Origin of the sequence: Halioglobus sp. HI00S01, assembly GCF_001635445.1 — a bacterium.
Classification (GTDB): Bacteria; Pseudomonadota; Gammaproteobacteria; order Pseudomonadales; family Halieaceae; genus Halioglobus; species Halioglobus japonicus.
This window is the reverse complement of sequence record NZ_LWEE01000413.1, coordinates 77,281-100,827: the sequence shown is the minus strand read 5'-3', so window position 1 is coordinate 100,827 and position 23,547 is coordinate 77,281. Positions and strand designations below refer to the sequence as shown.

General features: G+C 59.2%; 21 protein-coding genes. 4 read left to right on the top strand and 17 right to left on the bottom strand.

Going from position 1 to position 23,547, the window contains the following annotated elements; all coding sequences use genetic code 11:
- On the bottom strand, positions 1–813 hold an 813-nt coding region (locus A3709_RS22395; RefSeq protein WP_255359779.1), incomplete at its 3' end, for a thiamine pyrophosphate-binding protein.
- Between the two features lie 463 nt (positions 814–1,276).
- On the opposite strand from A3709_RS22395, the gene A3709_RS22390 reads away from it, so the two are divergent.
- On the top strand, positions 1,277–1,768 hold the full coding sequence (locus tag A3709_RS22390) for a DUF4124 domain-containing protein (protein ID WP_197484375.1): 492 nt from the start codon (positions 1,277–1,279) through the stop codon (positions 1,766–1,768).
- Between the two features lie 59 nt (positions 1,769–1,827).
- Here A3709_RS22390 and clpB read toward each other — a convergent pair whose 3' ends face one another.
- The 3 genes from clpB to rluD all read right to left on the bottom strand — a co-directional run bounded on the left by clpB (position 1,828) and on the right by rluD (position 6,223).
- Positions 1,828–4,398 (bottom strand): ATP-dependent chaperone ClpB, encoded by a 2,571-nt coding sequence (gene clpB / locus A3709_RS22385; protein WP_066059943.1) that lies wholly within the window; start codon positions 4,396–4,398, stop codon positions 1,828–1,830.
- 96 nt (positions 4,399–4,494) lie between these two features.
- Positions 4,495–5,262 carry a peptidoglycan editing factor PgeF gene (pgeF, locus tag A3709_RS22380; protein ID WP_082850312.1) on the bottom strand — a complete coding sequence of 256 codons (768 nt, stop codon included), beginning with the start codon at positions 5,260–5,262 and terminating at the stop codon, positions 4,495–4,497.
- Complete coding sequence (gene rluD, locus A3709_RS22375) at positions 5,243–6,223, bottom strand: 23S rRNA pseudouridine(1911/1915/1917) synthase RluD (protein WP_066059941.1); 981 nt, start codon at positions 6,221–6,223, stop codon at positions 5,243–5,245. The genes pgeF and rluD overlap by 20 nt, the downstream gene beginning before the upstream one ends.
- 100 nt (positions 6,224–6,323) lie before the next feature.
- Here rluD and A3709_RS22370 point away from each other — a divergent pair, with 100 nt between their 5' ends.
- Complete coding sequence (locus A3709_RS22370; protein ID WP_066059939.1) at positions 6,324–7,190, top strand: outer membrane protein assembly factor BamD; 867 nt, start codon at positions 6,324–6,326, stop codon at positions 7,188–7,190.
- Between the two features lie 38 nt (positions 7,191–7,228).
- Here the strand turns inward: A3709_RS22370 and A3709_RS22365 are convergent, their stop codons facing one another.
- Positions 7,229–8,860, bottom strand: coding sequence for an NAD+ synthase (locus tag A3709_RS22365; protein WP_066059937.1), 1,632 nt, complete (start codon positions 8,858–8,860; stop codon positions 7,229–7,231).
- Positions 8,861–8,995: 135 nt separating this feature from the next.
- Here A3709_RS22365 and A3709_RS24350 point away from each other — a divergent pair, with 135 nt between their 5' ends.
- Both A3709_RS24350 and A3709_RS24345 read left to right on the top strand, forming a co-directional pair.
- Positions 8,996–10,615, top strand: coding sequence for a PAS domain-containing sensor histidine kinase (locus A3709_RS24350; RefSeq protein WP_231871294.1), 1,620 nt, complete (start codon positions 8,996–8,998; stop codon positions 10,613–10,615).
- Positions 10,616–12,001 (top strand): sigma-54 dependent transcriptional regulator, encoded by a 1,386-nt coding sequence (locus A3709_RS24345; protein WP_066059935.1) that lies wholly within the window; start codon positions 10,616–10,618, stop codon positions 11,999–12,001.
- Between the two features lie 12 nt (positions 12,002–12,013).
- Here A3709_RS24345 and A3709_RS22350 read toward each other — a convergent pair whose 3' ends face one another.
- The 12 genes from A3709_RS22350 to smrA form a co-directional block, all read right to left on the bottom strand.
- Positions 12,014–12,451 (bottom strand): type IV pilin protein, encoded by a 438-nt coding sequence (locus tag A3709_RS22350; protein ID WP_066059933.1) that lies wholly within the window; start codon positions 12,449–12,451, stop codon positions 12,014–12,016.
- Positions 12,448–14,697: a pilus assembly protein gene (locus A3709_RS22345; RefSeq protein ID WP_066059931.1), complete on the bottom strand. Its 2,250-nt coding sequence runs from the start codon at positions 14,695–14,697 to the stop codon at positions 12,448–12,450. The genes A3709_RS22350 and A3709_RS22345 overlap by 4 nt, the downstream gene beginning before the upstream one ends.
- The gene (locus A3709_RS22340) at positions 14,694–15,176 is read right to left on the bottom strand and encodes a hypothetical protein (RefSeq protein ID WP_066059929.1); all 483 of its coding nucleotides are present in this window, start codon (positions 15,174–15,176) and stop codon (positions 14,694–14,696) included. Before A3709_RS22340 ends, A3709_RS22345 begins: the two co-directional genes overlap by 4 nt.
- Positions 15,160–16,053 (bottom strand): PilW family protein, encoded by an 894-nt coding sequence (locus A3709_RS22335; protein ID WP_197484374.1) that lies wholly within the window; start codon positions 16,051–16,053, stop codon positions 15,160–15,162. The genes A3709_RS22340 and A3709_RS22335 overlap by 17 nt, the downstream gene beginning before the upstream one ends.
- Before the next feature lie 5 nt (positions 16,054–16,058).
- Positions 16,059–16,439 (bottom strand): hypothetical protein, encoded by a 381-nt coding sequence (locus A3709_RS22330; RefSeq protein ID WP_066059926.1) that lies wholly within the window; start codon positions 16,437–16,439, stop codon positions 16,059–16,061.
- The gene (locus A3709_RS22325; protein WP_066059924.1) at positions 16,436–16,975 is read right to left on the bottom strand and encodes a GspH/FimT family pseudopilin; all 540 of its coding nucleotides are present in this window, start codon (positions 16,973–16,975) and stop codon (positions 16,436–16,438) included. Before A3709_RS22325 ends, A3709_RS22330 begins: the two co-directional genes overlap by 4 nt.
- 105 nt (positions 16,976–17,080) lie before the next feature.
- Positions 17,081–18,031, bottom strand: coding sequence for a 4-hydroxy-3-methylbut-2-enyl diphosphate reductase (gene ispH / locus A3709_RS22320; protein WP_066059922.1), 951 nt, complete (start codon positions 18,029–18,031; stop codon positions 17,081–17,083).
- Positions 18,031–18,486, bottom strand: a complete 456-nt coding sequence (locus A3709_RS22315; protein ID WP_066059920.1) for a peptidylprolyl isomerase — start codon at positions 18,484–18,486, stop codon at positions 18,031–18,033. Before A3709_RS22315 ends, ispH begins: the two co-directional genes overlap by 1 nt.
- Entirely contained in the window at positions 18,483–18,986 is a 504-nt protein-coding gene (gene lspA / locus A3709_RS22310; RefSeq protein WP_066059918.1) for a signal peptidase II, read from the bottom strand. The genes A3709_RS22315 and lspA overlap by 4 nt, the downstream gene beginning before the upstream one ends.
- Complete coding sequence (gene ileS, locus A3709_RS22305) at positions 18,961–21,765, bottom strand: isoleucine--tRNA ligase (protein ID WP_066059916.1); 2,805 nt, start codon at positions 21,763–21,765, stop codon at positions 18,961–18,963. Before ileS ends, lspA begins: the two co-directional genes overlap by 26 nt.
- A 10-nt stretch (positions 21,766–21,775) precedes the next feature.
- Positions 21,776–22,714 carry a bifunctional riboflavin kinase/FAD synthetase gene (gene ribF / locus A3709_RS22300; RefSeq protein WP_066059914.1) on the bottom strand — a complete coding sequence of 313 codons (939 nt, stop codon included), beginning with the start codon at positions 22,712–22,714 and terminating at the stop codon, positions 21,776–21,778.
- 163 nt (positions 22,715–22,877) lie between these two features.
- Positions 22,878–23,486, bottom strand: a complete 609-nt coding sequence (gene smrA, locus A3709_RS22295) for a DNA endonuclease SmrA (RefSeq protein WP_066059911.1) — start codon at positions 23,484–23,486, stop codon at positions 22,878–22,880.
- Positions 23,487–23,547: the final 61 nt, after the last annotated feature.

The window sequence follows — 23,547 nt, the reverse complement described above, 5'->3', positions numbered from 1 at the left end:
TACATGGATTCCATTCCCATGGTGGTACTGTCCGGCCAGGTGCATGCCCAGGAACTGGCGATCCGTTCCCGGATAAGCACCGAGCCCCATTAGGGTATTGGTCACTGGGTAATTGAGCATTTTCGCCAGGCATGTAAGCAATTCGCTACCCTCGCCCTGCACCACACCGCCGCCGGCGTAAATCATTGGACGCTTGGCGCCCAAGAGCATACGTACCGCTTTTTTGATCTGGCCAGTGTGACCGCGCTGTGCGGGCGCATAGGAGCGCATCTTCACCGCTTCGGGGTACTGGTACTCGAATTTTTCATCAGGCCGGGTGACATCCTTGGGGATATCGATCACAACTGGGCCGGGGCGGCCCGTAGAGGCGATATGGAAGGCCTTTTTAATCATGCCGGGAATGTCTTCGGCTTTGCGCACCATAAAGCTGTGCTTCACGATTGGGCGGGAAATACCGACCATATCGGTTTCCTGGAACGCATCTTCGCCAATCAAGTGGCTCTGTACCTGGCCGGACAGTACCACCATGGGAATGGAATCCATGTACGCAGTCGCGATACCGGTAATCGCATTGGTTGCGCCGGGACCTGAGGTCACCAGCACCACGCCTGGCTTACCGGTGGCTCGGGCGTAGGCGTCAGCCGCATGGGTAGCCGCCTGTTCGTGGCGCACCAGGACATGAGGGACCTTGTTCTCCTTGAACATGGCATCGTAAATGTGCAGTACAGCACCGCCCGGATAACCGAACACGTACTCAACGCCCTCGTCTTCCAGGGCGCGGACAATCATTTCACCGCCGGATAAGAGTTCCACAGCAAATCTCCAAAAATGAACGCTGCCCGACGCGTAACCCTCGCCGGTGCATTGCTTCAGTTTGTGTGGACATGTCGAGAACGAATACCAGGAACCGGTATTCGACTTTCCACGCCACCCCCTTTATCAGCTCGATACACTTCGCAAACGCCCCGTGAGGAGACGCTCCTCCAGGGAAGAATCGATCACGAAGCCCGTGTATCGGTCGCCCTGCGGGGTAGCGCAGTGTCTGGCCCTCAATCGCACAGGTACTGTGCGACTGAATACGGGACTCACAAACAGCTGACATGAATAATCGGATCACGCCAGTAGGCCAGGGGACGAGGGTACTCGCCGTTAGCCGTTGCCATCTGTAAGACGGGAGGAATCTTGGCAGAACCGGCTGCAAAGTCAACCGCAGGCGGCGATGCATGGTATTTGTTCCGTGAATAATGCGGGATTGCTCCCCCGCGGGAATTTGGATATGTTTCAGGAATCGACCCACAGGAGCCAAGGGGGCACCGTGACCTCGTTTATTCCCAAAGCCATTGTGCTTGCCATCGCTGCAGGCATGCTCGCCAGTAGTCTCAGCACGGCCGCCGGCCAGACCTACTACCGCTGGAAGGATGACCGCGGCAATGTTTACCACAGCGACCGGCCACCGCCGAAGGGCACGGAGTACGAAGTTGTGTCCACTAAATCGTACGATATCCGACGCGTCGAGGGCGATGAAGGCGCCGTACCACTGGATACGACCCCCGAGCCTGGCAACGAATTTGAAACCTTCCCCCAGGAAGAAACCGCACCCAAGAAGAGCGCCGAGATGTGCGCTCGCGCCCAGGAGAACCTGGCGACACTGCAGAACGGCGGTCGCATTCGACTGCGCGATGAGAACGGCGAGTTCCGTTTCCTGAGCGAAGAAGAAAAAGCCGACCAGATGACCCGCGCCCAGGCGGTAATCGACCAGAACTGCTAGCGCCAAAGCACCGGCAAAAAAAGGCCCCTAACGGGGCCTTTTTCATTTTCGGGAACCGACTAGCGAGCGTCGAAGCTCGCCTGCTCGCCGTCGTAATCCACCGCAATCGTCTGCCCAGGGGCATACTCTCCGGCCACAATTCGCTGTGCAAGCGGATTCTCCAGCTCCTGCTGAATGGCTCTCTTCAGCGGGCGCGCGCCGTAGACAGGATCGAAGCCCGCAGCTACGAGGTGCTCCATGAACGCCTCTGAAATATCCAGCGAGAGTTCCCGCTCGGCCAGACGCGCCTCAAGGCCGCGCAGCTGAATATCAGCAATACCGCGGATCTGGCTTTGCTGCAGTGGGTGGAATACCACCGACTCATCCACACGATTGATGAACTCCGGACGGAAGTGGTTGCCCACCGCGCCCATGACCGCCGCCTTGATGGCGTCGTAGTTCTCGTCGCCGGCCATCTCCTGGATAAACTCCGAGCCCAGGTTGGAGGTCATCACTACTACGGTATTACGAAAATCGACCGTACGACCCTGGCCATCAGTCAGGCGACCGTCCTCCAACACCTGCAGGAGAATATTGAACACATCCGGATGCGCCTTCTCCACCTCGTCCAATAGCAACAGCGAGTATGGACGGCGGCGCACAGCCTCGGTCAGATAGCCGCCTTCCTCATAACCCACATACCCGGGAGGCGCGCCGATCAGACGGGCAACAGAGTGCTTTTCCATGAATTCGGACATATCGATCCGCACCATGGCCTGCTCAGAATCAAACAGAAACTCTGCCAACGCCTTACACAACTCGGTTTTACCCACGCCGGTGGGGCCGAGGAACAGAAACGAGCCATTCGGGCGATTCGGGTCCGAGAGCCCCGCCCTGGAGCGACGCACTGCGTTAGACACTGCCACCACAGCCTCATTCTGACCGACGACGCGATTGTACAGCGCCTCTTCCATGCGCAATAACTTCTCACGGTCGCCCTCGAGCATCTTGGAGATGGGAATACCCGTCCAGCGCGACACCACTTCCGCGACTTCTTCCTCAGTCACCTTGTTGCGCAGCAACGTGCGCTCCACGGTCTCCGCCTCATCGGCCTGCTCGAGTTGCTTTTCCAGTTCAGGCAACTTGCCGTACTGCAACTCGGACATGCGCGTCAGGTCTCCGGCGCGACGCGCCGCTTCAAGCTCCAGCTTGACCTGCTCCAGGTCCGACTTAATCTGGGCACTGCCCTGCAAGGACGCTTTCTCGGCCTTCCAGATTTCCTCGAGATCAGAGAACTCTCGCTCAACCAGCTCGATTTGCTCATCCAGATGTTTAACCTGCTCCTTGGCAGACTCGTCCTTGGCCACAGCCTCACGCTCGATCTTCAGCTGAATCAGGCGCCGCTCTAGGCGGTCCATGGATTCGGGCTTGGAATCAATCTCCATCCGGATGCGGCTGGCCGCCTCGTCTACAAGATCAATTGCCTTGTCCGGTAATTGCCGATCGGTAATGTAACGCTGCGACAACTTGGCTGCGGCGATGATTGCACTGTCGGTAATATCAACACCATGGTGCACCTCATAACGCTCTTTCAGGCCACGCAGAATGGCAATGGTGTCTTCCTCGTTGGGCTCATCGACCAACACCTTCTGGAAACGCCGCTCAAGGGCCGCATCCTTCTCCACGTAATGCCGGTATTCATCCAGCGTCGTCGCACCCACGCAGTGCAATTCACCGCGAGCCAGCGCAGGCTTAAGCATATTGCCCGCATCCATTGAGCCCTCGGCCTTACCGGCACCTACCATGGTGTGCAGCTCATCGACAAACAGAATGATGCGCCCTTCCTGCTTGGAGAGCTCATTGAGTACTGCCTTGAGGCGCTCCTCAAATTCACCGCGGAATTTAGCGCCAGCCAGAAGCGCCCCGAGATCCAATGACAAAATACGCTTGTCCTTGAGGCCCTCCGGCACCTCACCGTTAATGACACGCTGCGCCAGGCCTTCGATGATGGCGGTTTTACCCACCCCCGGTTCGCCGATAAGCACAGGGTTGTTCTTGGTGCGACGCTGCAGCACCTGAATGGTGCGGCGAATTTCATCGTCGCGGCCAATCACCGGATCGAGTTTGCCCAATTCGGCACGCTCGGTGAGATCGATGGTGAACTTGTCGAGGGCCTGACGGGTCTCTTCGGCCTCAGGGTTGCTCACGGCCTCGCCGCCGCGCACGTCCTCAATCGCTGTTTTCAGTGCTGCTGCGGTCACACCGCTTTGTTTGAGCAATTCACCGGCGCGGTTCTTGCTCTCAAGCATAGCCAGCAGCACCAGTTCACTGGAGATATAGGCATCCCCGCCCTGCTGTGCGAGCTTATCCGTTACGTTCAGTATGCGACCCAGATCCTGGGAAACGTGCACCTCACCGGCGGCGCCGCCTACCGTGGGCAGCGCGTCGACCGCGGCGTGTACCTCGGCTCGCAAAGCGGTGAGCTCTGCACCCGCCTTATGCAGCAACGGGCGCGCGGAACCACCGCTCTGCTCCAGCAGCGCGCTGAGCAGGTGTACGGGTTCAATAAAGTTATGATCCTTACCCAGTGCCAGTGACTGAGCGTCCGCCAGCGCGGACTGCAGCTGGTTGGTCAGTTTGTCCATACGCATTGTGTGAAGTCTCCTTCCCGGGGGCATTCTCCCCGGCTAAATTTGTCTCTTGGGGGGTTATATTGGGCCAAACAACCCGACTTCAAGGGGGGAGATTCAATCCGACAACCAGACTAAGCTGGCCATCCGGCCGGTTTGGCCGTCGCGCCGATAGGAGAAAAAGCGCGCTCTGTCGCTGAAAGTGCAGAAATCCCCGCCAAAGAGCTGCTGCACACCCGCCACACGCAAGCGATGACGCGCCAGCGCGTACAAATCGGCCATGAACGCGCCCTGGCGCCCCTCACTGGGTACGAAACACGCAGCGCTGCCAGCCTCACCGGCGCCGCGAAAGGGCAGTTTATTATCGGCCGCCACAAAGGCCGCCTTGACCTCCGGGCCAACCTCAAATGCCCGCGGGCCGATGGCGGGCCCCAGCCAGGCCAGAATCCGTTCGGGCGCGCAGTCCATGGATGCCACCGTTGCCTCGAGAACGCCCGCACACAGCCCGCGCCAGCCGGCATGCGCAGCAGCCACCCGCGTACCGGCCTCGTCGCAGAACAATACCGGGAGGCAATCGGCTGTCATGACGGCGCAGGCGTAATCAGGTGTCGCTGCCCAGCTGGCATCCGCTTCAGGGAGCGGTTGATTTCCGGCCAACACCACAGCGGTGCCATGAACCTGTTGCAGCCACTGTAGCTGCGCGCCACCGAGATGCGCCCGCACCAGGGCGCGATTGGCGTCGACAGCGGCGGGGTCATCTCCCACATGCTGTCCCAGATTCAATCCCTGATAAGGGCCGATGCTGACGCCTCCGGCCCGAGTTGTGGATAGCGCCCTTACCCGGGGCGGCGCCGGCCAGTCGGGCTCAATACAGGGGATCGTCACTGGCGATAACCGGGTCTTCGCGTTCGAGCACTGCCAGCAGCTGCTGCATCTCTTCGGGCAGCGGGCACTCAAAATGCACCTCTTCACCGGTTTCGGGATGAAACAGGCCCAGCGCCCGGGCGTGTAACGCCTGGCGAGGAAAGCCGCGCAATACTTCAACCAGTTCGGTCGATGCCCCTTTGGGAATACGCGGGCGGCCACCGTAGGTAGGGTCGCCCACCAGCGGGTAGTGACGATGCGCCATGTGCACGCGGATCTGGTGAGTGCGCCCGGTTTCCAGATTGACCGCGATGCTGGTGTGATGGCCGAAGCGCTTCTCCACACGGTAGTGGGTAATGGCGGGTTTACCGCCAACCGCCAGCACTGCCATTTTCTTGCGCTGTTTGGGGTGACGACCCATCGGCTCGTTGACGGTCCCACCGCCGGTCATCACGCCAATGCACACCGCACAGTACTCGCGCCTGACGGTGCGCTCCTGTAGCTGAGCAACCAGGTCGCCGTGGGCGAGCAGGCTTTTGGCGGCCACCATAATGCCCGAGGTCTCCATGTCGAGGCGGTGGACAATACCGCCCCGGGGCAGCTGCGCCATCTGCGGCGCATGGGCCAACAGGGCATTGACCAGGGTACCGTCGGCATGCCCGGCGGCCGGGTGGACCACCAGACCCGCGGGCTTGTTGATAACGATGATGTGCTCGTCTTCGTAGATGACATCCAGGGCGATATCCTGCGCCTGCCAGCCTACGACTTCCTCAGGCTCGGTATCGATAGACAGCTCCATGCCCTCGACCACTTTGTCACGGGTTCGCAGCTGCTTGCCATCGGCGAGCAGTTCGCCTTTTTTGATCCACGCCTGCAGGCGCGAGCGGGAATAGTCTGGAAAGAGACGCGCGGCCACCTGGTCCAGCCTGTCGCCGTCCATCTCAGCCGGCACCGATGCCGATATCTGGATTCTTTCGCCCATGACTTTTCCTGTTTATGCCGCTTTCGGGCTGTGGTTAAATAGCCGCCTTGATTAAGGCGTGCATGGTAGCACGCCGAAGGAAATAACACCGGTGAGATCTTTGAAATACGCCCTGGTCCTGCTGCTCAGCCTGGCTATTGTTGGCTGCGCGGGCAACGACGAAACCCCTGAAATTGCTGCCGATACAGGCGAGCAACAAATCTACGAGCAGGCTCAACGCTACCTGAGGGCCAGCAACTGGGATCTGGCGGTACGCAGCCTGCAGACGCTGGAATCGCGCTACCCGTTCGGCCGCTATGCGGAGCAGGCCCAGCTGGAAATCATCTATGCCCACTACCAGGGCTACGAGCAGGAGGCCGCCGTTGAGGCCGCGGATCGCTTTATCCGCCTGCACCCACAGCACCCCAACGTGGATTACGCCTATTATATGAAGGGGCTGGCGGCTTACTCTGCCAATGAAGACCTGCTATCGCGCTTCCTGCCCACCGACGCCGCCGAGCGCGATGTGTCCTCTGCCAAAGAGTCCTTTGCCGAGTTCGCGCAATTGGTCTCGCGCTTCCCGGACAGCCCCTACGCCGCCGATGCCAAGGCGCGCATGGTATACCTGCGCAATCTGCTGGCCCGGCACGAGATTCTCGTGGCCAACTACTACTTCCGTCGCGGCGCGTGGCTGGCAGCGACCAACCGCGGCCGCTACGTGGTTGAAAACTTCCAGCGCACGCCGGCCGTTGCCGACGGCCTGGCGGTGATGGCACAGGGCTATATCCTGATGGGTATGGACGACCTGGCACGAGACACGATTGAAGTGCTCGCCATGAATTACCCGGAGCACCCGAACATCGACGAAAACGGTGAGTTCAAGAGCGTGTATACGCTCGATGGCTTACAGCGCAACTGGATTAACAAAGCCACCTTCGGCCTGTTCTTCCCGCCAACCCCGCCGCAGTTCGACTCCCGCGACAGCTAATACCCTACCTTGGGGCGCATCGGCAGATGCGCCCGCGATTATTCGCCAATCCGCCAGCCTGACGTAATCGGGTAACGGCGGTCTCGACCAAACCCACGCCGGGTGATGCGCACTCCGATCGGGGCCTGACGGCGCTTGTACTCGTTGATGTCGACCAGGCGCAACACGCGCTGCACCTGTTCCCTGTCCATGCCGCTGGCGATGATCGCCTCGGCTGACATGTCCTGCTCAACGTACATCTCCAGAATCTGGTCGAGCACGTCGTAGGGCGGCAGTGAATCTTCGTCTTTCTGGTCTGGTGCCAGCTCAGCCGAGGGCGGCCGGTCGATAACGCGCTGAGGAATGCAGGGCCCGAGGGTATTGCGGTAGCGGCACAAATCAAACACCAGCGTTTTAGGAACATCCTTGAGAGCATCGAAGCCACCGGCCATATCGCCGTAGAGGGTGGAGTAGCCCACCGCCATTTCGCTCTTGTTCCCGGTGGTGAGCACCAGGTAGCCCTTCTTGTTGGAGATCGACATAAGCAGCACACCGCGGCAGCGGGCCTGCAGGTTCTCTTCGGTGGTATCGGCAGCGGCGCCTGCAAATTCATCCGCCAGTGCCGCCATGAACGACTCGTAAATCGGTTCGATGGATATCACCTTGTGGCTGACACCCAGCGTACGCGACTGCTCCGCCGCATCCTCAACACTCATCTGGGAGGTGTAACGGAAGGGCATCATCACCGCCTCAACACGCTCCGGCCCCAGGGCCTCAACGGCCACCGCCAGTGTCAGGGCCGAATCAATACCGCCGGACAGGCCCAGTACCACGCCCTTGAAGCGGTTTTTGTTCACGTAATCCCGCACGCCCAGTACTAGTGCGCGCCAGGTTGCTTCCATCTCGTCGAGGGGCTCAACCACCGACACCCCACGAAAGGGCGCCTCGGCCTGTTCCGCATCGTAGTGCAGCCAGTATTCGCCCTCTTCGAAGCTGGGGGCCGCGGCCACCACTTCGCCTTCCGCACTCACCGCAAATGAACCACCGTCGAAGACCAGTTCATCCTGGCCGCCGACCTGATTGACGTAGACAATCGGGAATCCAGCGGCTTTGGCCCGCGCCGCGATAAGCTCCCAGCGCTCAGAGCGCTTGCCCCGGTGGTAGGGCGAGGAGTTCAGGTTGAGCAACAGGGCGGCGCCGGCCTCGGCGACATCGAGGGTTGGGGCTTCCTCCCAGATGTCCTCGCAAATGGACAGACCTACCGGAATGCCGTGGATATCAACAACGCAGGGCTCATGCCCGGCTTCAAAATAGCGCTTCTCATCAAATACCTGGTAATTGGGCAGACATTGCTTGCGATACTCGGCGATGATTTCACCGCGGTGCACAACACCCGCCACGTTGTACAGAGCGTCGCCGTCTTTTCTGGGGTAGCCGATAACGGCATAGGCATCTCCGCTGAGCGCCGCACAGATTTTTTCCAGTGACTGATTGACCCGCAGTTCGATACTGGGCCGCAGCAGCAAGTCTTCAGGGGGATACCCGCTCAGCGTCAGCTCAGGAAAAACCACCACAGGCGCAGCGTGTTCCTTCTCGGCGCGCTGGACGGTCTCGATAACACGCTCGGTGTTGCCATCGAAATCACCGACCAGCGTATTCATCTGGGCCATCAGGATATTCAGGATTGTCATGGGGCTACCATCTCACTGCATTGTCGCTACAAACGGGGCGCTATTTTCCGAAAAACCAGCCCTTTAAGCCAGCCCCCCGGCCAACAATGCCTGTTACACTAAGTTTAATAACAGCTACTGAGCCCAGGCCATCGCGTGAACCCGCCCGCTATCCTGACCAAGCCCGTCACCGGAGCGACCTCGCAACAGAACCTGACCCTGTTCAGGATTTATATTGCCTATCGTTCGCTGCTGTCGGTGGTGCTGCTCATCATGCTGGTCAGCCCCAATACCCGCCAGCTTGTAGGCTCGCTTAACCCGGCCCTCTATGCCCTGGTGGCATTGGCACATCTGGCCACCAATGTGCCCCTGGCAGGCTTTTTCTCCCGTCACCTGAACCAGCGGGTCATGCTCGCTGTGTTCGTGCTGGATATTATTGCCATCACCCTGTTGTCGGACTTTTCCGGCGGTATCGCCAGCGGCCTGCCGGTCTTGCTGGTCATCACGGTGGCCGCCAGCGCAGTACTGATCAGCAATCACACCATAGCCACACTGATTGCCGCACTCAGTGCCATGGCGCTGTTGCTGGATACGATATGGCTGGCCTACAGCGGCGAACTCAATATGAACGCCCTGTTCCCGGCGGGCATTATCGGGGCGCTCATTTTTATTGTGTCCCTGCTAGTGCAGGCTGTGGCCCAACGCCTGGGCAGAGCCGAGGAGCTCGCCCGCAACCGGGCCAGTGACCTGTATGAACTGCAGCGGCTGAACGAACAAATTGTCCAGCACATGGAAACCGGCATTCTGCTGGTGGATGACAAGAGTGTGGTCCGGGTGATGAACAAGGCCGCCTCCAGCCTGCTGGTGCCGGACCGCCCGGTGCTGCTGGAACAGGGGCGCGCCCTCGCCGACTACTGTCCGGAACTGGCGTTTCAGTTCGAGAACTGGCGCAAGACGGGCCTGCACCGCGCACAGCCGTTTTCACCGGCAGAAGATTCAGCCCCCGTGATCGCCAACTTCCGCGACCTACAGTCCAGCCCCCACGGTGAGGCGCTGATTTTCGTCGAGGACTATTCTCCCGTCACCCAGTACGCCCAATCACTCAAGCTCACGTCGCTGGGCCGCCTGACTGCCAGTATTGCTCATGAGATCCGCAACCCTCTGGGCGCGATCAGCCATGCAGCACAGCTCATGCAGGAATCCGATGATTTGTCGACGGCAGACAAACGTCTGGCAGACATCGTCCAGCACCACTGTGGGCGGGTGAACGAAATTGTCGAGAGTGTCATGCAGATTTCCCGCAGGGCGCCGCCAAAACCCGAGTATCTTGAGCTGGACAGCTGGATAACGGAGTATGTTAAGGACTACCTGAAGAGCCTCAACCGGCCTGCCGATATTACTATCGATTGCCAGTTTAAAGACATGTTGATCGAATTCGATCCGGAGAACCTGCGCCGCGTCATGAGCAATCTGTTGGACAACGCGCTGCGCCACAGCAAGCTGGCTACCGGCCATGAAACGGCGCAGCTCAGCGTGGAAGTCGACTTCATTAACCACCTGTGCATTATCGATATTGTCGATGACGGCGCCGGCGTGCCGGCGGCTGATCAGGCTAAGCTTTTTGAACCCTTCTTTACGACTGTGGCAGAAGGGAGCGGGATGGGGTTGTACCTGTGCAAAGAATTGTGTGAAATCAACAATGCGAACCTCATCTACCGCCCCACCGACAGTGGCGCGAGCTGTTTTCGCATTTCCCTTAGCCAGCGAGCACGATAAATGGCAGCGCAAAGCGTTCTCATCGTTGACGACGAACCTGATATTCGCGAACTACTGGACATCACCCTGAGCCGCATGGGTCTCGAAACCCACAGCGCTGCGAGCCTGGGCGAAGCCCAGGCGCGGATCAGCGAGGTTGTTCCCGACCTGTGCCTGACTGACATGAAGCTACCCGACGGCAATGGAATCAGCCTGGTTGAGTATATTCAGCGCGACTTTCCCCAGATGCCCGTGGCGATGATTACCGCCCATGGCAGCGTGGAAACGGCAATTTCCGCCCTCAAGGCAGGCGCCTTCGATTTTATTTCCAAGCCGATTGAACTGGAGACCCTGCGCAACCTGGTCAACAGTGCCCTGCAACTGGAAGGCGACACCAGTCGCGCTGACAGCGCCGTCGATCACGACCTGATTGGCTCTGCACCGTCAGTGGAAAGGCTGCGCAAACAAATCATCAAGCTTGCCCGCAGCCAGGCCCCGGTTCATATCCGCGGTGAATCCGGTAGTGGTAAAGAAGTTGTCGCGCGACTCATCCACAATAACGGTCCGCGGGCAGCGGGCAGCTTCGTCGCCGTTAACTGCGGCGCTATTCCCCCTGACCTCATGGAAAGCGAACTGTTTGGTCACGTCAAAGGCAGCTTCACCGGCGCAACCAGCGACAAACCGGGGCTGTTCCAGGCGGCAGCGGGCGGCACGCTGTTTCTCGATGAAGTGGCCGATCTACCCCTGGGCATGCAGGTCAAACTGCTGCGCGCCATTCAGGAAAAATCGGTGCGCCCGGTGGGCGCCAGCGAAGAGCAGCCCACGGATGTTCGCCTGCTGAGCGCCACTCACAAGAATCTCGCTGCCGAGGTTCAGGTCGGGCGTTTCCGCAACGACCTGTACTATCGAATTAACGTCATTGATGTACAGGTGCCCAGTCTGCGCGAGCGACGCGAAGATCTGCCCGCACTGGCCAGGACCATACTCGGACGGATATCCAGCGAAGAAGGCACGGCAAAGGCGACTCTGGATGCCAGCGCTCTGGACGCTCTGGCATCGTACGATTTCCCCGGCAATGTTCGCGAACTCGAGAACGTGCTGGAACGCGCTTTCGCCCTCTCGGACAGCGGTACCATTACCGGCGATGATTTACAGTTCCCGAGTAACGCGCCGGTCATGCGCAGCCCGGGCACCCGCACCCGCAAAACCGATCGGCCCGGGAGCGAAATATGGAACATCAGCGACGCAGACGGCGACCTTGAAGGTTTTCTCGAAGACATCGAGCGCAAGGTATTGTCATCCGCGCTGGAAGAGAACCGTTGGAATAGGACAGCTGCTGCAAAACAGCTGGGAATCAGCTTCCGCTCAATGCGTTACCGACTGAAGAAACTGGGCCTCGACGACTAGCCCCGTCACGGATTACCAGCATTGCTGAGGATGCGCTGCCAGCTCACCACTCACTGAGCGCTGGCCGTCTCGACCCAGCGTGAGAATACCGCACTGGCGGTCAAGGCGCTGGTCATTTTGTGGCCGTGCAGCCACTGCCAGAAAATCTCCCTCCGATATTTTCAATTCGACTCGGTATACGGCTTGTGAGGGGCGGACGAGATTCGCACCACCGTCAATGAAATAGTCTTCCACCAACCCCAACTCAACCAGGGAAAGAGCATAGCGACGGTGCTCCAGCCAGAAACGCTCCTGTCGCGCTGCCAAGTCCTGCAGTGCCGCAATGCCGATCACTCGATGAGACTTGATCTGGATGTGGCGATAAGCCGGTAGTGCTATCGTCATCAATATGGCCGTGATAACAAGCGCAATGAGCAGTTCAAGTAGCGAGAAACCGAGCTGCAGTCTCACCGGCTGTCCAATCCGCTCTCACGCCAGTGCGCACGCCATCGCAGCGCACCGGCAGGCTTGATAACCACGCCACCGTTCTCCCCTGCCTGCGGCAGCAACAATCCATCACGGTAGGGCAGGGCACGGCCCGGGATTCCATAGCCAAGCACATAGCTTCGATCAAGCTCCATTGGGAGGGTGGCATCCTCATCCCAGGACCGAGCTCGCAGTACTTCACGCAGCGCTGGCGCGCCGTTGTGTAAGTCGATCGCGTACCAACGGCCATGGCCAAGGCCGCTTTCGCAGCGCTCGAGGGGTAGCGATGCTGGCGTATAGGTACTGAAAAAAACCTTCCCACTCCTGGTCAGCACCTCCGAGAACCCCTTCTCCCCCTCATGCATCAAAGACAGAGACCAACCCGCTTCCAGATCGGCCCCGGTACATTCTTCACTCGCGGGCTGGCGGCAAATGTCTGACACGTCTACTAGCTCCATGTGGCTGACCGTCCCGGACTGACCGCGGTCCTTGATCAGATAGGCAAAGTTCTCCCTGACAGTATCCATCGGCCTGGCACGATCTCCGGATACCAGTAGCACGCCGTCGTAGTCGCCGTGACCATCGCGGGCGCGGACAATATCAGCTCGGTGAAAAACAGGTCTGTCAGAACCCAGACGTGCGATGCGTCGAATGCTCGTCTCCGCCAATAGTTCAACGATTTCTCCAGTCCATGCTGCGCCGGCCTCGGGAAAATCAATTCGCCATAACTGCCCTCCCAGATCAGCAATGTAGGCGCGATCTGTCGCCCCGCTATCGTCGCTGTCCAGCACCGCCGCTGGCGCGGCGAAACCGCTATCCATCCCCGGCGGAGCTATGTCAGCGTCTATCTCACTAGCGCCTCTTGCACGCCAAAGCAATGCACCAGATTCGGCATCTATCAGGTAGACATCATTGCCCTTGACGGCAGACGTCACCTCACTCTCGCGCGCAAAGTTGTAGCCACCGCCCAACAGCAGGGCCGGCCGCAAGCTTGATTCACCCAAATCCAGGTGCACCAGCTGTGGCACAGAAAAGGTCAGCCCCAGATTTTCAAACTCAGGCGTATCCGCCGTAATTTCCCACAGTGGCGCAGGTAAATCCGGGCGGCTGACGTCGATGCCAAACACCCCCGCGCCACCGCGTCGCAAACCAAAAAACACCCAGACCCTGTCACCCGCTTCGGGATCAATGAAGCCATCGCGGTTCCGATCTTGACGATACACAGTCGGTGATCCATCGATCCCGTACAGTCGCGCCTTGTCAGACTGGCCAGGAGCACTGTCGTCAGTGCGCTGGTGTAAGGCCTGCGGCACATAAGCCCACGCCAACGTATCCGTACGCAGGCCAGTTTCAGATACTTTCAGCATGAATAGTGCACCGGTATTACTGCCGACAACGAGACGCATATCAGGCGGAGCGGGGGCATCCTCTGGCAACCCGTAATCAATAAGAATAGGCTGAGAGTGCATTATCGCCCCCAGAGCCTGATCCTGCACCGAATCAATCAATTGCTCGCCAGCGCTTGAAGTAACCCGTAAGCCACCCATCCACAACTTGGACGGCGACGGCCGAAAAAACGGTTGAAAGCGCACCGTCCCCGGACTTAGGCCAACACCGGCAAAGCTCACAGCATTGAGCCCACCCCCTCTCGTCACCGCAGTCACCCACCCAGTTGAGAGTTTGGCTGCAATGCTCATCTCTGCATCACCCGGGACCAGATCCTCACTCCCGATGTGTACGACAACCGGCGGTGCACAGCGCGTACCGATCGCCTCATTCGCTAACATGCTGCTGATTCTGCGTTCGAAAACCGTCGGCAGTTCGCGGGGCAACTGGGCTGGAACGCCTGTCGCAATGACACGCCCCAGGAATGTCTCAAGCTCCTGCAGTGAAGATTCATCGCGCAAATTAGAGACACTGCGCAGCAGCCACTGCGAACCGTCACAGACTTGGCCATCGCAGTCGCTAACGCGGGGCGCCAGCAAACTCACAGCAATTGCCGGCGGCCCCCACGGCCATTCTTCAGAGAGACCTATCTGACGCAGGGCATCAGTGAGTACAACGGGTAACTTGCCCAGCAGGCCGGCCTGCTCAAGACCAGCCCAGTCAACTGCAACAACGACCTGCGCACCGGTATCACGCTTCATTTCACGCAGATAAATATCGACATCATCGGCACTTGCCGACTGCGCGAGAACAACAATGGTCAGGCAGACCCAGAGCGGTCTCATTGATCCGACCTCGGTGCTAACACCACTATCCCCTGGTGCAATGTGGAGATCGCAGGAGGGACACTCGCACGCACAACAACTTCATAGCGCACAGCCTCGTAATGAATGGCACTGCTTGCCTTAGCTTCACCGAGTCGAGGTGGGATACCACCATCATCGCTAAGCATTTTCAGGTAAGCCTGTGCATGCTCATCCGCTGTCCCTTCAAGGTGACTACAACCGGGTATGGTTAAGAAGCGTGTTCCGGGGTTACCGCGGGGCACTTCCAATCCCAGACAGGTAAGCCGCTGTTCGATAAGCCCCAGCGCTTTCTGCCGCGTCTGTAAGCGAGCTTCCAGAGCCGGTGTGATCCGGACCTGGAATAGATGGGCCTCACTAACGGCGGCCACGGCCATGGCCAATAGACCAAGATATACGAGCGCAAACACCAGAACGGTACCGCGCTGCCTCAACGTCAGGGGGTTAACCACGCCACGCATCGCTGTTTCTCAACAACACAACAGACGTCATCTCAGTGCGGAGAAAATCTCCCGAAAGTGATAGCGGTAAGGGGCTACGCATACCAAGACGAATGCTCACAAGCAGTGTGTGCTTGAGCTGATCCACATCAGGAGTGCTTCCCCACATGTCGGCGCGCCGATCGCCATTCGCATCCAGTGCATACGTAATCTGCAGCTGCTCTACGCCTTCTACGAGACACTCGATAGGCGCGGTGAGTGCTGCGGTCCGCGACAATCGCATGCGACACAGCCCTGGCAAATCATCACCGGACCTGACAGAATAATGTCGAACAAACCAAAGTGATGGCACAAAACGCCATAGGTCCCGGGACACACCACCCCCTCGCGACAGGCGAGGCTCATGATTGCCTGACTGCAGGTAGGTTTCTCCGTCCGTCACTGTGCCGAGGTTCTCTCCGCGCAGGCGCAGCGGGTGGTCCAGTGCCCGGCGCAGTAGCACAGCATCGCTCCCTGGCTGGTAATAATTCTCGCGCCGACAAACCTCGGGAATACTCTCACCCCCAGGGCTTACACCGTGACTATCCAGATCATCAAAGTGCTCCAACATAGGCATTGGTCCGAGCAGATAGGAGTAACAGCCATCATCACTGTCGATTACCCGCTTCACGTCCGCGGGCCAGACATGTCCATAAAAGCCCACCATACTGAACTCACGCTCCAGTAGCTGAATAGCGTAACGACCATTGTCACGCATCATGGCAAGCTGCTCGTCATGCCAGTACTGCCGCATCACAGCCAGTAGCAAGCTGGCAACGCCCAGGCAAAGTGCCGCGCCCAGAGCCACTGCCACCATTAACTCGATCAGGCCCAGGCCCGCACTGAGGGCGCGACGCATGTGCATTACCAACCGGTGCCTGGCGTCGTTTGCACAGCGAGTTGATGCCAACCTGGCGGTGTTGGTATCGCACAACTGTATGTGGACTGCGCCGCCTGCGGCGTCTCTGGCCAGGCGATGCTAATTTCCAGAGTGCACGAATCACGCCAAATACAACGCTTAGCGCCGGGCACTACAACCAGACCCTGGAGGTCGGCATACTCGCTCCCACCACGCTCGAGTTCGAACAGCGCCCGCAGCCCCCTTATAGCGTCGATCTGATGTTGCGCCAGCGCGCCCAACTCACGCGAGGTAGTCAGCGCTCGGGCCAATCCCAGTGTCGCAAGCGCCACCAACAAGAGTGCAATACTCACTTCAAAAAGCCCGGTCCCGCGCTGCCTGTTCACGCTGCTTCCCCGGGGCAAAGGCCCTCACCGCGAGCAACCCGACTGCGCCCTGCCCGGGAGAGTACGACGACGAATGCATCACTGCCGCTCACACCTTTGGCACACAGCTGAAAACTGACATTCCGATTGGCGCTGCCATCTGGCCGCCACCGGACGGCGTCATGCAGTGGGCGGCTGGACTGTCGATTGCTGACCGAAATACCTGAGGCAAGAAAATCCGAAATGCGCAGCAGCTCTGACGCACCAGGTGAGGCGACCCGCACTACCCACCCCTGGCGGTAGTCCTCTCCGCACACACCCGGCTCCGGTGCGCGCGGGCAAAGTTCAACCGGCGCTCCGCGAATGATCGACTCCACCCTCGCATATTCCATAGCGCTGTGAAGCTGCAGTGCAATGGTGCGCATCTGATAGCGCGTGGACAGGCGCTCAAACCCGGGGAGTGATATTGCCAACAGCACCGCCACGATAATGAGGCTGACGAGCAACTCGATCAGAGTAAATCCGGCCTGAGCCAGTGGTCGCGATTTCCGTTTCACAATACACCTCCCGCTGAGCCAAGCATGGCTCAGTGGAGGTGCAGATTCGAGTGATTGGCTGAATACGACCGACGATGGTCGTTATTGCTGCCGCGATTTCCTGTATTACAGGTTTACGGCGTCGATGCGCAGCTCTTTGGGCAGCGAGAAAGTGATATTTTCAGGGATACCCTGCAGTTCAACAGGCGCCTCGGCGCCCAGGGCCTGAAGACGATCGATCACTTCCTGGACCAGAATTTCCGGTGCGGAGGCCCCGGCGGTCACACCGATGCGCTGTTTGCCCTGCAGCCAGGTGGGATCGATATCCGCTGCCCGGTCGAGAAGATAGGCCTCAGCGCCCATACGCTCGGCCAGTTCGCGCAGGCGATTGGAGTTAGAGGAATTGGGTGAGCCCACGACAAGCATGAGGTCACAGCCGGCACCGAGATCCTTGACCGCGTCCTGGCGATTCTGGGTGGCATAGCAAATGTCGTTTTTGCGCGGCCCTTCAATCCGGGGAAAGCGCTCACGCAGTGCATCGATGACTCGCGCCGTGTCGTCCATCGACAGGGTGGTCTGGGTCACATAAGACAGACTGTCGGGCTCCCTTACCTGCAACGTCGCAGCCTGCGCTTCGTCCTCGACAAGATAAATCTCGCCGCCCGCAGTGTGGTCGTACTGCCCCATCGTACCTACAACCTCGGGGTGTCCCTCGTGGCCGATAAGAATGCACTCTCGACCTTCGCGACTGTAGCGAGCGACTTCCATGTGTACCTTGGTTACCAGCGGGCAGGTCGCGTCGAACACCTTTAGCTGGCGACGCTGGGCTTCATTGCGCACCGCCTGGGATACACCGTGTGCGCTGAAAATCACAATGCAGTCGTCGGGCACTTCATCGAGCTCATCGACAAACACGGCGCCCCGCTCACGCAGATCACCCACCACAAATTTATTGTGCACCACCTCGTGGCGTACGTAGATCGGTGCGCCAAACACTTCCAGCGCCCGGTTAACAATATCAATGGCCCGATCTACGCCGGCACAAAAGCCGCGCGGGTTGGCCAGTTGAATTTCCATTAGTGCAGCTCCGCCGGTTCTACCCGATGAATATGGACATCGAAAAGTATAGTACGGCCGGCCAGGGGATGGTTGAAATCCACGGTTACCTCGTCGCCGTCAATGGCGATCACCATACCGGGGAGCTCACCACCACCGGCATCGGCAAATGAAAACACAAGACCAACCTCCAGGTTGACGTCTTCGTCGAACTGGGACGCGTTCATGCGCTGGACGTTGTTTTCATTGGGTTGACCAAATGCGTCTTCTGGGGGGACTTCAAACATCTTGCGCTCGCCCGCCACCATGCCAAAAAGACGGTGCTCGAAACCGGCCAGCAAACTGCCATCACCCACGGCAAAGTCTACCGGGTCACCCCCGAAGTTGGAGTCTACCTCGGATCCATCTTCCAGGCTCACGGAAAAGTTTAGATACACCCGGGTGCCTTCACTGACGGGGACGTTTACAGTACTCATTCTTTGGTTCTACCTGCCATAAAGCTCTCCAGCAGCATACAGCCTGCACCTACGGTGATGGCCGAGTCCGCAATATTGAAGGCGGGGAAGTACCAGCCGCCGTAGTGGACCGAGATAAAATCGACAACGTAACCGAGGACCATCCGGTCCCAGACATTGCCAATCGCGCCGCCCAGGATTAATGCCAGACTGAGTGACAATAGCCATTGACTACGCTCGGCGACAAACAACCAGATCACCAGCCCGACACTGATAACCAATGCCAGCACCGTGAAAAACCAGCGCTGCCAACCACCGGCTTCGCTGAGAAAACTGAACGCCGCGCCGGTATTGTGCTGCAGCGTCAGGTTAAACCAGGAGAACACCTCGACCGGCACGCCGTAGTGGAGCTGATTGCTGGCCAGCCCCTTGGTGTACTGATCCAGCATCACAATTACTGCGGCCAGCACGTACCAGGGCCACGCCCCTACCCCGCTACGCAAAGCTACGCTGCTCGCCATCGCCGTCCACGTTCTCAACACAGCGACCACACAGGGTCGGGTGTGCCGCGTGCTGGCCAACATCTTCACGGCGATGCCAGCAACGCTCGCACTTCTCGGCAGTGGAAACATCAACCAGGATACGCAGCCCCTCAACGTCACTAAAGGCGGCCCCTTCCGGGGCTTCAGCCAGCGCAGCGATGCTGGCGCCAGACGTGATCAGCACGAAGCGCAACTCATCACCCAGCGCAGCGAGTTGCTCGGCCAGCTCGGTGTCGGCATAGAGGGTTACATTCGCGTCCAGCGATCCGCGCAGTTCTCCGGCCGCGCGACGCGCTTCCATTTCCTTGTTCACAGCGGCGCGCACGGCTACCATCTGGCGCCAGTACTCGCGGCCCATGGATTGATCGTCCGCCAGGATCGAAAGGCCCTCGTACCAGGTTTCCAGGAACACCGACTCGCTGCGCTCACCCGGCAGATTTTCCCAGATTTCCTCGGCGGTAAAACTGAGGATAGGCGCAATCCAGCGCACCAGCGCCTCGCCGATATGGTACATCGCAGTTTGCGCCGAGCGACGCGCGATACTATCAGTGCGCGTGGTGTACTGACGGTCTTTGATCACATCCAGATAGAAACCACCCAGATCACCGGCACAGAAGTTGTGCAGTTTCTGGTAAATCTGGTGGAAATTATAGGACGCATAATCCTCGGCAAGCTCTGCCTGCAGGGCAGCGGTGCGATCGATTGCCCAGCGATCCAGCGACAACATGTCGTCAAATGGCAACGCGTCGGTCGCGGGCTCAAAGCCGTTCAGGTTTGAAAGCAGGAAGCGCGCAGTATTGCGGATCCGGCGATAGGAGTCGGCTGTCCGCTTGAGGATCTCATCACTAACACTCAATTCGCCGCGATAGTCCGTGGCAGCCACCCACAGGCGCATGATGTCGGCGCCGAGATCGTTCATGACCGTCTTGGGCGCAATGATGTTGCCCAGCGACTTGGACATCTTGCGTCCTTCGGAGTCCACCGTGAAACCGTGCGTGAGCACACTCTTATAGGGCGCAGCGCCGTCGATGGCAGTGCCGGTCACCAACGATGACTGGAACCAGCCGCGGTGCTGGTCCGAGCCCTCCAAGTAGAGGTCGGCAGGTTTGTGCAATTCCGACCGGCGCTCGAGCACACTGACGTGGGTGACACCAGAGTCGAACCACACATCCAGGGTATCGGTCACTTTCTCGTAATCGTCGGCCTCATCGCCAAGCAGCTCAGCAGGTTCCAGCTCGAACCAGGCATCGATACCACGGGACTCCATTTGCAGTGCAACCTGCTCGATCAGTTCATCGGTGCGCGGATGCAACTCGCCGGTCTGTTTATGGATAAACAGGGCAATAGGAACGCCCCAGGTCCGCTGGCGAGAGATACACCAGTCGGGGGCGCCGGCTACCATGCCGCTGATGCGCGCTTCACCCCATTCGGGGTGCCAGGTGACTTTCTCGATCTCCGCCAGGGCCTTATCGCGCAGCCCCTCCTTGCTCATGCTCACAAACCACTGCGGTGTGGCACGGAAGATGATTGGGGTCTTATGACGCCAGCAGTGCGGATAGGAGTGTTCGTACTGCTCGTAGTGCATGAGCACACCGCGCTCTTGCAGCAGCTCGACAATCGCCGGGTTGGCCTTCATCACATGCTGGCCGGCAAAGTATTCAGTTCCCTCGAGGTAAACACCGTTGCCGCCCACCGGGTTATACACTTCGATGTCGTAGCGCTTGCCGACCACAAAGTCATCGGCGCCGTGCGCCGGTGCCGTGTGCACGGCCCCTGTGCCGGCCTCGGTGGTCACGTGATCACCTAGAATCACTGGCAACTGGCGATCCAGGAAGGGATGCTGCAGAAGCTGACGCTCCAGATCGGCGCCCTTACAGCGACCGAGAATTTCGACGCTCTCCAGCCCATAGCGTGCAGCACAGCTCTCCAACAGCTCCGCGGCGACAACCAGCGCCCGGCCCTCGGCGGCCACCAGCACATACTCCAGCTCCGGGTGCAGGCTCACGGCCATACTGGCAGGCAGCGTCCAGGGGGTGGTGGTCCAGATCACCACAGCGATTTCACCGCTGTAGTCACTGCCCATCGCCGCATTGAAGGCGCCGGGATCGACAGCGGCATAAGCCACATCGACAGCCGGTGAATGCTTGTCGGCATATTCCACTTCAGCTTCAGCCAGGGCGGACCCACAATCCGTGCACCAGTGGACGGGCTTAAAGCCTTTGTTCAGGTGGCCATTACCCACTATGCGTCCGAGGGCACGCACGATGTCGGCCTCGGTCTGGTAGTTCATGGTCAGATACGGGTCGGCCCAATCACCGAACACACCCATACGAATAAACGTCTCGCGCTGCCCATCCACCTGGCGCGCTGCATACTCACGGCACTTCTGGCGGAATTCAGCGGGCGTGACTTTCACGCCAGGCTTGCCCACTTTCTTTTCAACGTTCAGCTCAATCGGCAGGCCATGACAATCCCAGCCAGGTACATAGGGGGCGTCGAAGCCGTCAAGGCCCCGGGACTTTACGATAATGTCTTTGAGAATCTTGTTAACCGCGTGGCCCAGGTGCAGATCGCCGTTGGCGTAGGGAGGGCCATCGTGCAGGATAAACTTGGGACGGCCTTCAGAGGCCTGGCGAATCTTGCCGTAGAGGTCCATATCCGCCCACTGCTTGAGCCGTGCAGGCTCGCGCTGGGCCAGGCTGGCCTTCATGGGGAACGCCGTCTTGGGCAGGTTCAGGGTCGCTTTGTAATCACTCATATCTTCTTTCTCAGGCCGGCCGTTGTTCGAACCAGGCCCTGGTACTCGCTATATCTCTGGCGATGTTCTCTTTGAGCTCCTCCAGAGAGCCAAACTTCTTTTCGTCCCGCAATCGATGGCGGAACGTTACTTCAATGTGCTGGCCGTACAGCTGTATCTGGCGGTCTAGCAGGTGAACTTCAAGGTTGGCCTTGATGCTATCCTCCACCGTCGGACGCACACCGACATTGGCAACGCCCCGGGCCGCCTCCAGGCCAGCCCCATTCACTTCCACGGCATACACGCCAGCCAGTGGCGCCCGCAACCGGCGCAATTCCAGGTTCGCCGTGGGCGTACCGATGGTCGCTCCCAACTGGCGGCCGTAAATCACTTTGCCTGCAATGGAATATGGCCGGCCCAGCATCTCCTCGGCACGGTCAAAATCGGCGTTTTCCAATGCTTCGCGGATACGTGTACTGCTCACCCGGCTACCATCCCACTCGCGGGTCGGGGTCGGCCCCGCATCGTAGCCGTGGATTTCACCCTGCTGCTGGATGTACTGGACATCGCCCTGGCGATCGTTGCCAAAGCGAAAGTCATCTCCGAGTACGACGTACTTCACGCCCAGCCCTTCGACAAACACCTGCTCGACAAACTGCTGGGCCGTCATGGCGCGAAGTCGCTCGTTAAAGCGGATGCGCAGCAGACGATCTATCCCGAGTGCTTCCATGGCCCGAAATTTCTCCCGGAAGCTCATAATTCGGGCCGGCGCCTGTAGCGGCGAAAAATACTCGCGCGGCAGTGGCTCGAAGACGATGACAGTTGATGGCAGGCCCAACTCAGCGGCTTTGCTCTGCAGATGCCTGAGCACAGCCTGATGGCCCAGATGCACCCCGTCAAAGGCGCCAATCGTAGCCACACAATCGCGGTGTCTGGGCCGCAAATTGTGCAGGCCGCGTATCAACTCCATGGGAATCTGGTTTGCCCGGTGAAATCCAACGACGAATTATAGCGAAACCACCCTCCCCCTGAAACGTCCATTTTCCCGGTTATTGCCACCAGAGGGCTGGATGGATGGGTGTTGACTTGGGGATCGCCAGGTGCGCCAAACGACCCTGACGCCCCGGCAGCGCCTAGCCGTCGTAGGGTACCCGACCCTTCATAAACATCTCGCGATTCTCGCGCTTCTTTTCCTCGGACTTGCGCAGCAGGACATAAACCGCCCCGGTACCGCCATGGCGAGGCTGGGCCGAGTGAAAGGCCTGCACCTGGTCGAGCTCGCGCAACCAGTGATCGGTACAGCCCTTGAGAATAGATGAGCGCTCGCGCTCAGCTTTGCTCTCACCCTTGCCGTGAATGATGATGACACTGCGGATCCCCAGGCGCACCGACTCCTGGATAAACTCAAACAATTCCTTGCGGGCGATCCGGGTTGTCATGCGGTGCAGATCGAGGCGGGCTTCCGCCTCATAGCGGCCCTGTTTGAGCCGGCGAAACACCCCGTTCTGAACGCCGGGGCGCTTGTAATCGAGGACATACCATGGATCCAGGGGTGCAATGGCCAGACCGTCCTCGGTCAGGATATTGCCGTCATCGCGCTTATCGAGAGTAGCCGCCTCACGCCGCTGATCCAGCGAGGAATCCCGATGGCGCTTTTTATCCAGGCGCACCCTCCCCTCACGCTTAAGCGGGACCACGTCGGACATTTCGTCGAAAAACAGGCTCTCTTCGTCGCTGGACATAGGGTTTCTGACTCCTTGCTGGGCTATTATATCGCTCTGTTGCAGCAGGCAAATACCCGAA

Coding starts and splice junctions, on each gene's coding strand:
- A3709_RS22315 (WP_066059920.1), bottom strand. CDS start 18,486: ATGAGTACTGTAAACGTCCCCGTCAGTGAAGGCACCCGGGTGTATCTA.
- lspA (WP_066059918.1), bottom strand. CDS start 18,986: ATGGCGAGCAGCGTAGCTTTGCGTAGCGGGGTAGGGGCGTGGCCCTGG.
- A3709_RS22340 (WP_066059929.1), bottom strand. CDS start 15,176: ATGCGTGGCGTGGTTAACCCCCTGACGTTGAGGCAGCGCGGTACCGTT.
- ribF (WP_066059914.1), bottom strand. CDS start 22,714: ATGGAGTTGATACGCGGCCTGCACAATTTGCGGCCCAGACACCGCGAT.
- smrA (WP_066059911.1), bottom strand. CDS start 23,486: ATGTCCAGCGACGAAGAGAGCCTGTTTTTCGACGAAATGTCCGACGTG.
- A3709_RS24345 (WP_066059935.1), top strand. CDS start 10,616: ATGGCAGCGCAAAGCGTTCTCATCGTTGACGACGAACCTGATATTCGC.
- A3709_RS22390 (WP_197484375.1), top strand. CDS start 1,277: ATGTTTCAGGAATCGACCCACAGGAGCCAAGGGGGCACCGTGACCTCG.
- A3709_RS22345 (WP_066059931.1), bottom strand. CDS start 14,697: ATGAGACCGCTCTGGGTCTGCCTGACCATTGTTGTTCTCGCGCAGTCG.
- A3709_RS22365 (WP_066059937.1), bottom strand. CDS start 8,860: ATGACAATCCTGAATATCCTGATGGCCCAGATGAATACGCTGGTCGGT.
- rluD (WP_066059941.1), bottom strand. CDS start 6,223: ATGGGCGAAAGAATCCAGATATCGGCATCGGTGCCGGCTGAGATGGAC.
- ispH (WP_066059922.1), bottom strand. CDS start 18,031: ATGGAAATTCAACTGGCCAACCCGCGCGGCTTTTGTGCCGGCGTAGAT.
- ileS (WP_066059916.1), bottom strand. CDS start 21,765: ATGAGTGATTACAAAGCGACCCTGAACCTGCCCAAGACGGCGTTCCCC.
- A3709_RS22335 (WP_197484374.1), bottom strand. CDS start 16,053: ATGCGTCGCGCCCTCAGTGCGGGCCTGGGCCTGATCGAGTTAATGGTG.
- clpB (WP_066059943.1), bottom strand. CDS start 4,398: ATGCGTATGGACAAACTGACCAACCAGCTGCAGTCCGCGCTGGCGGAC.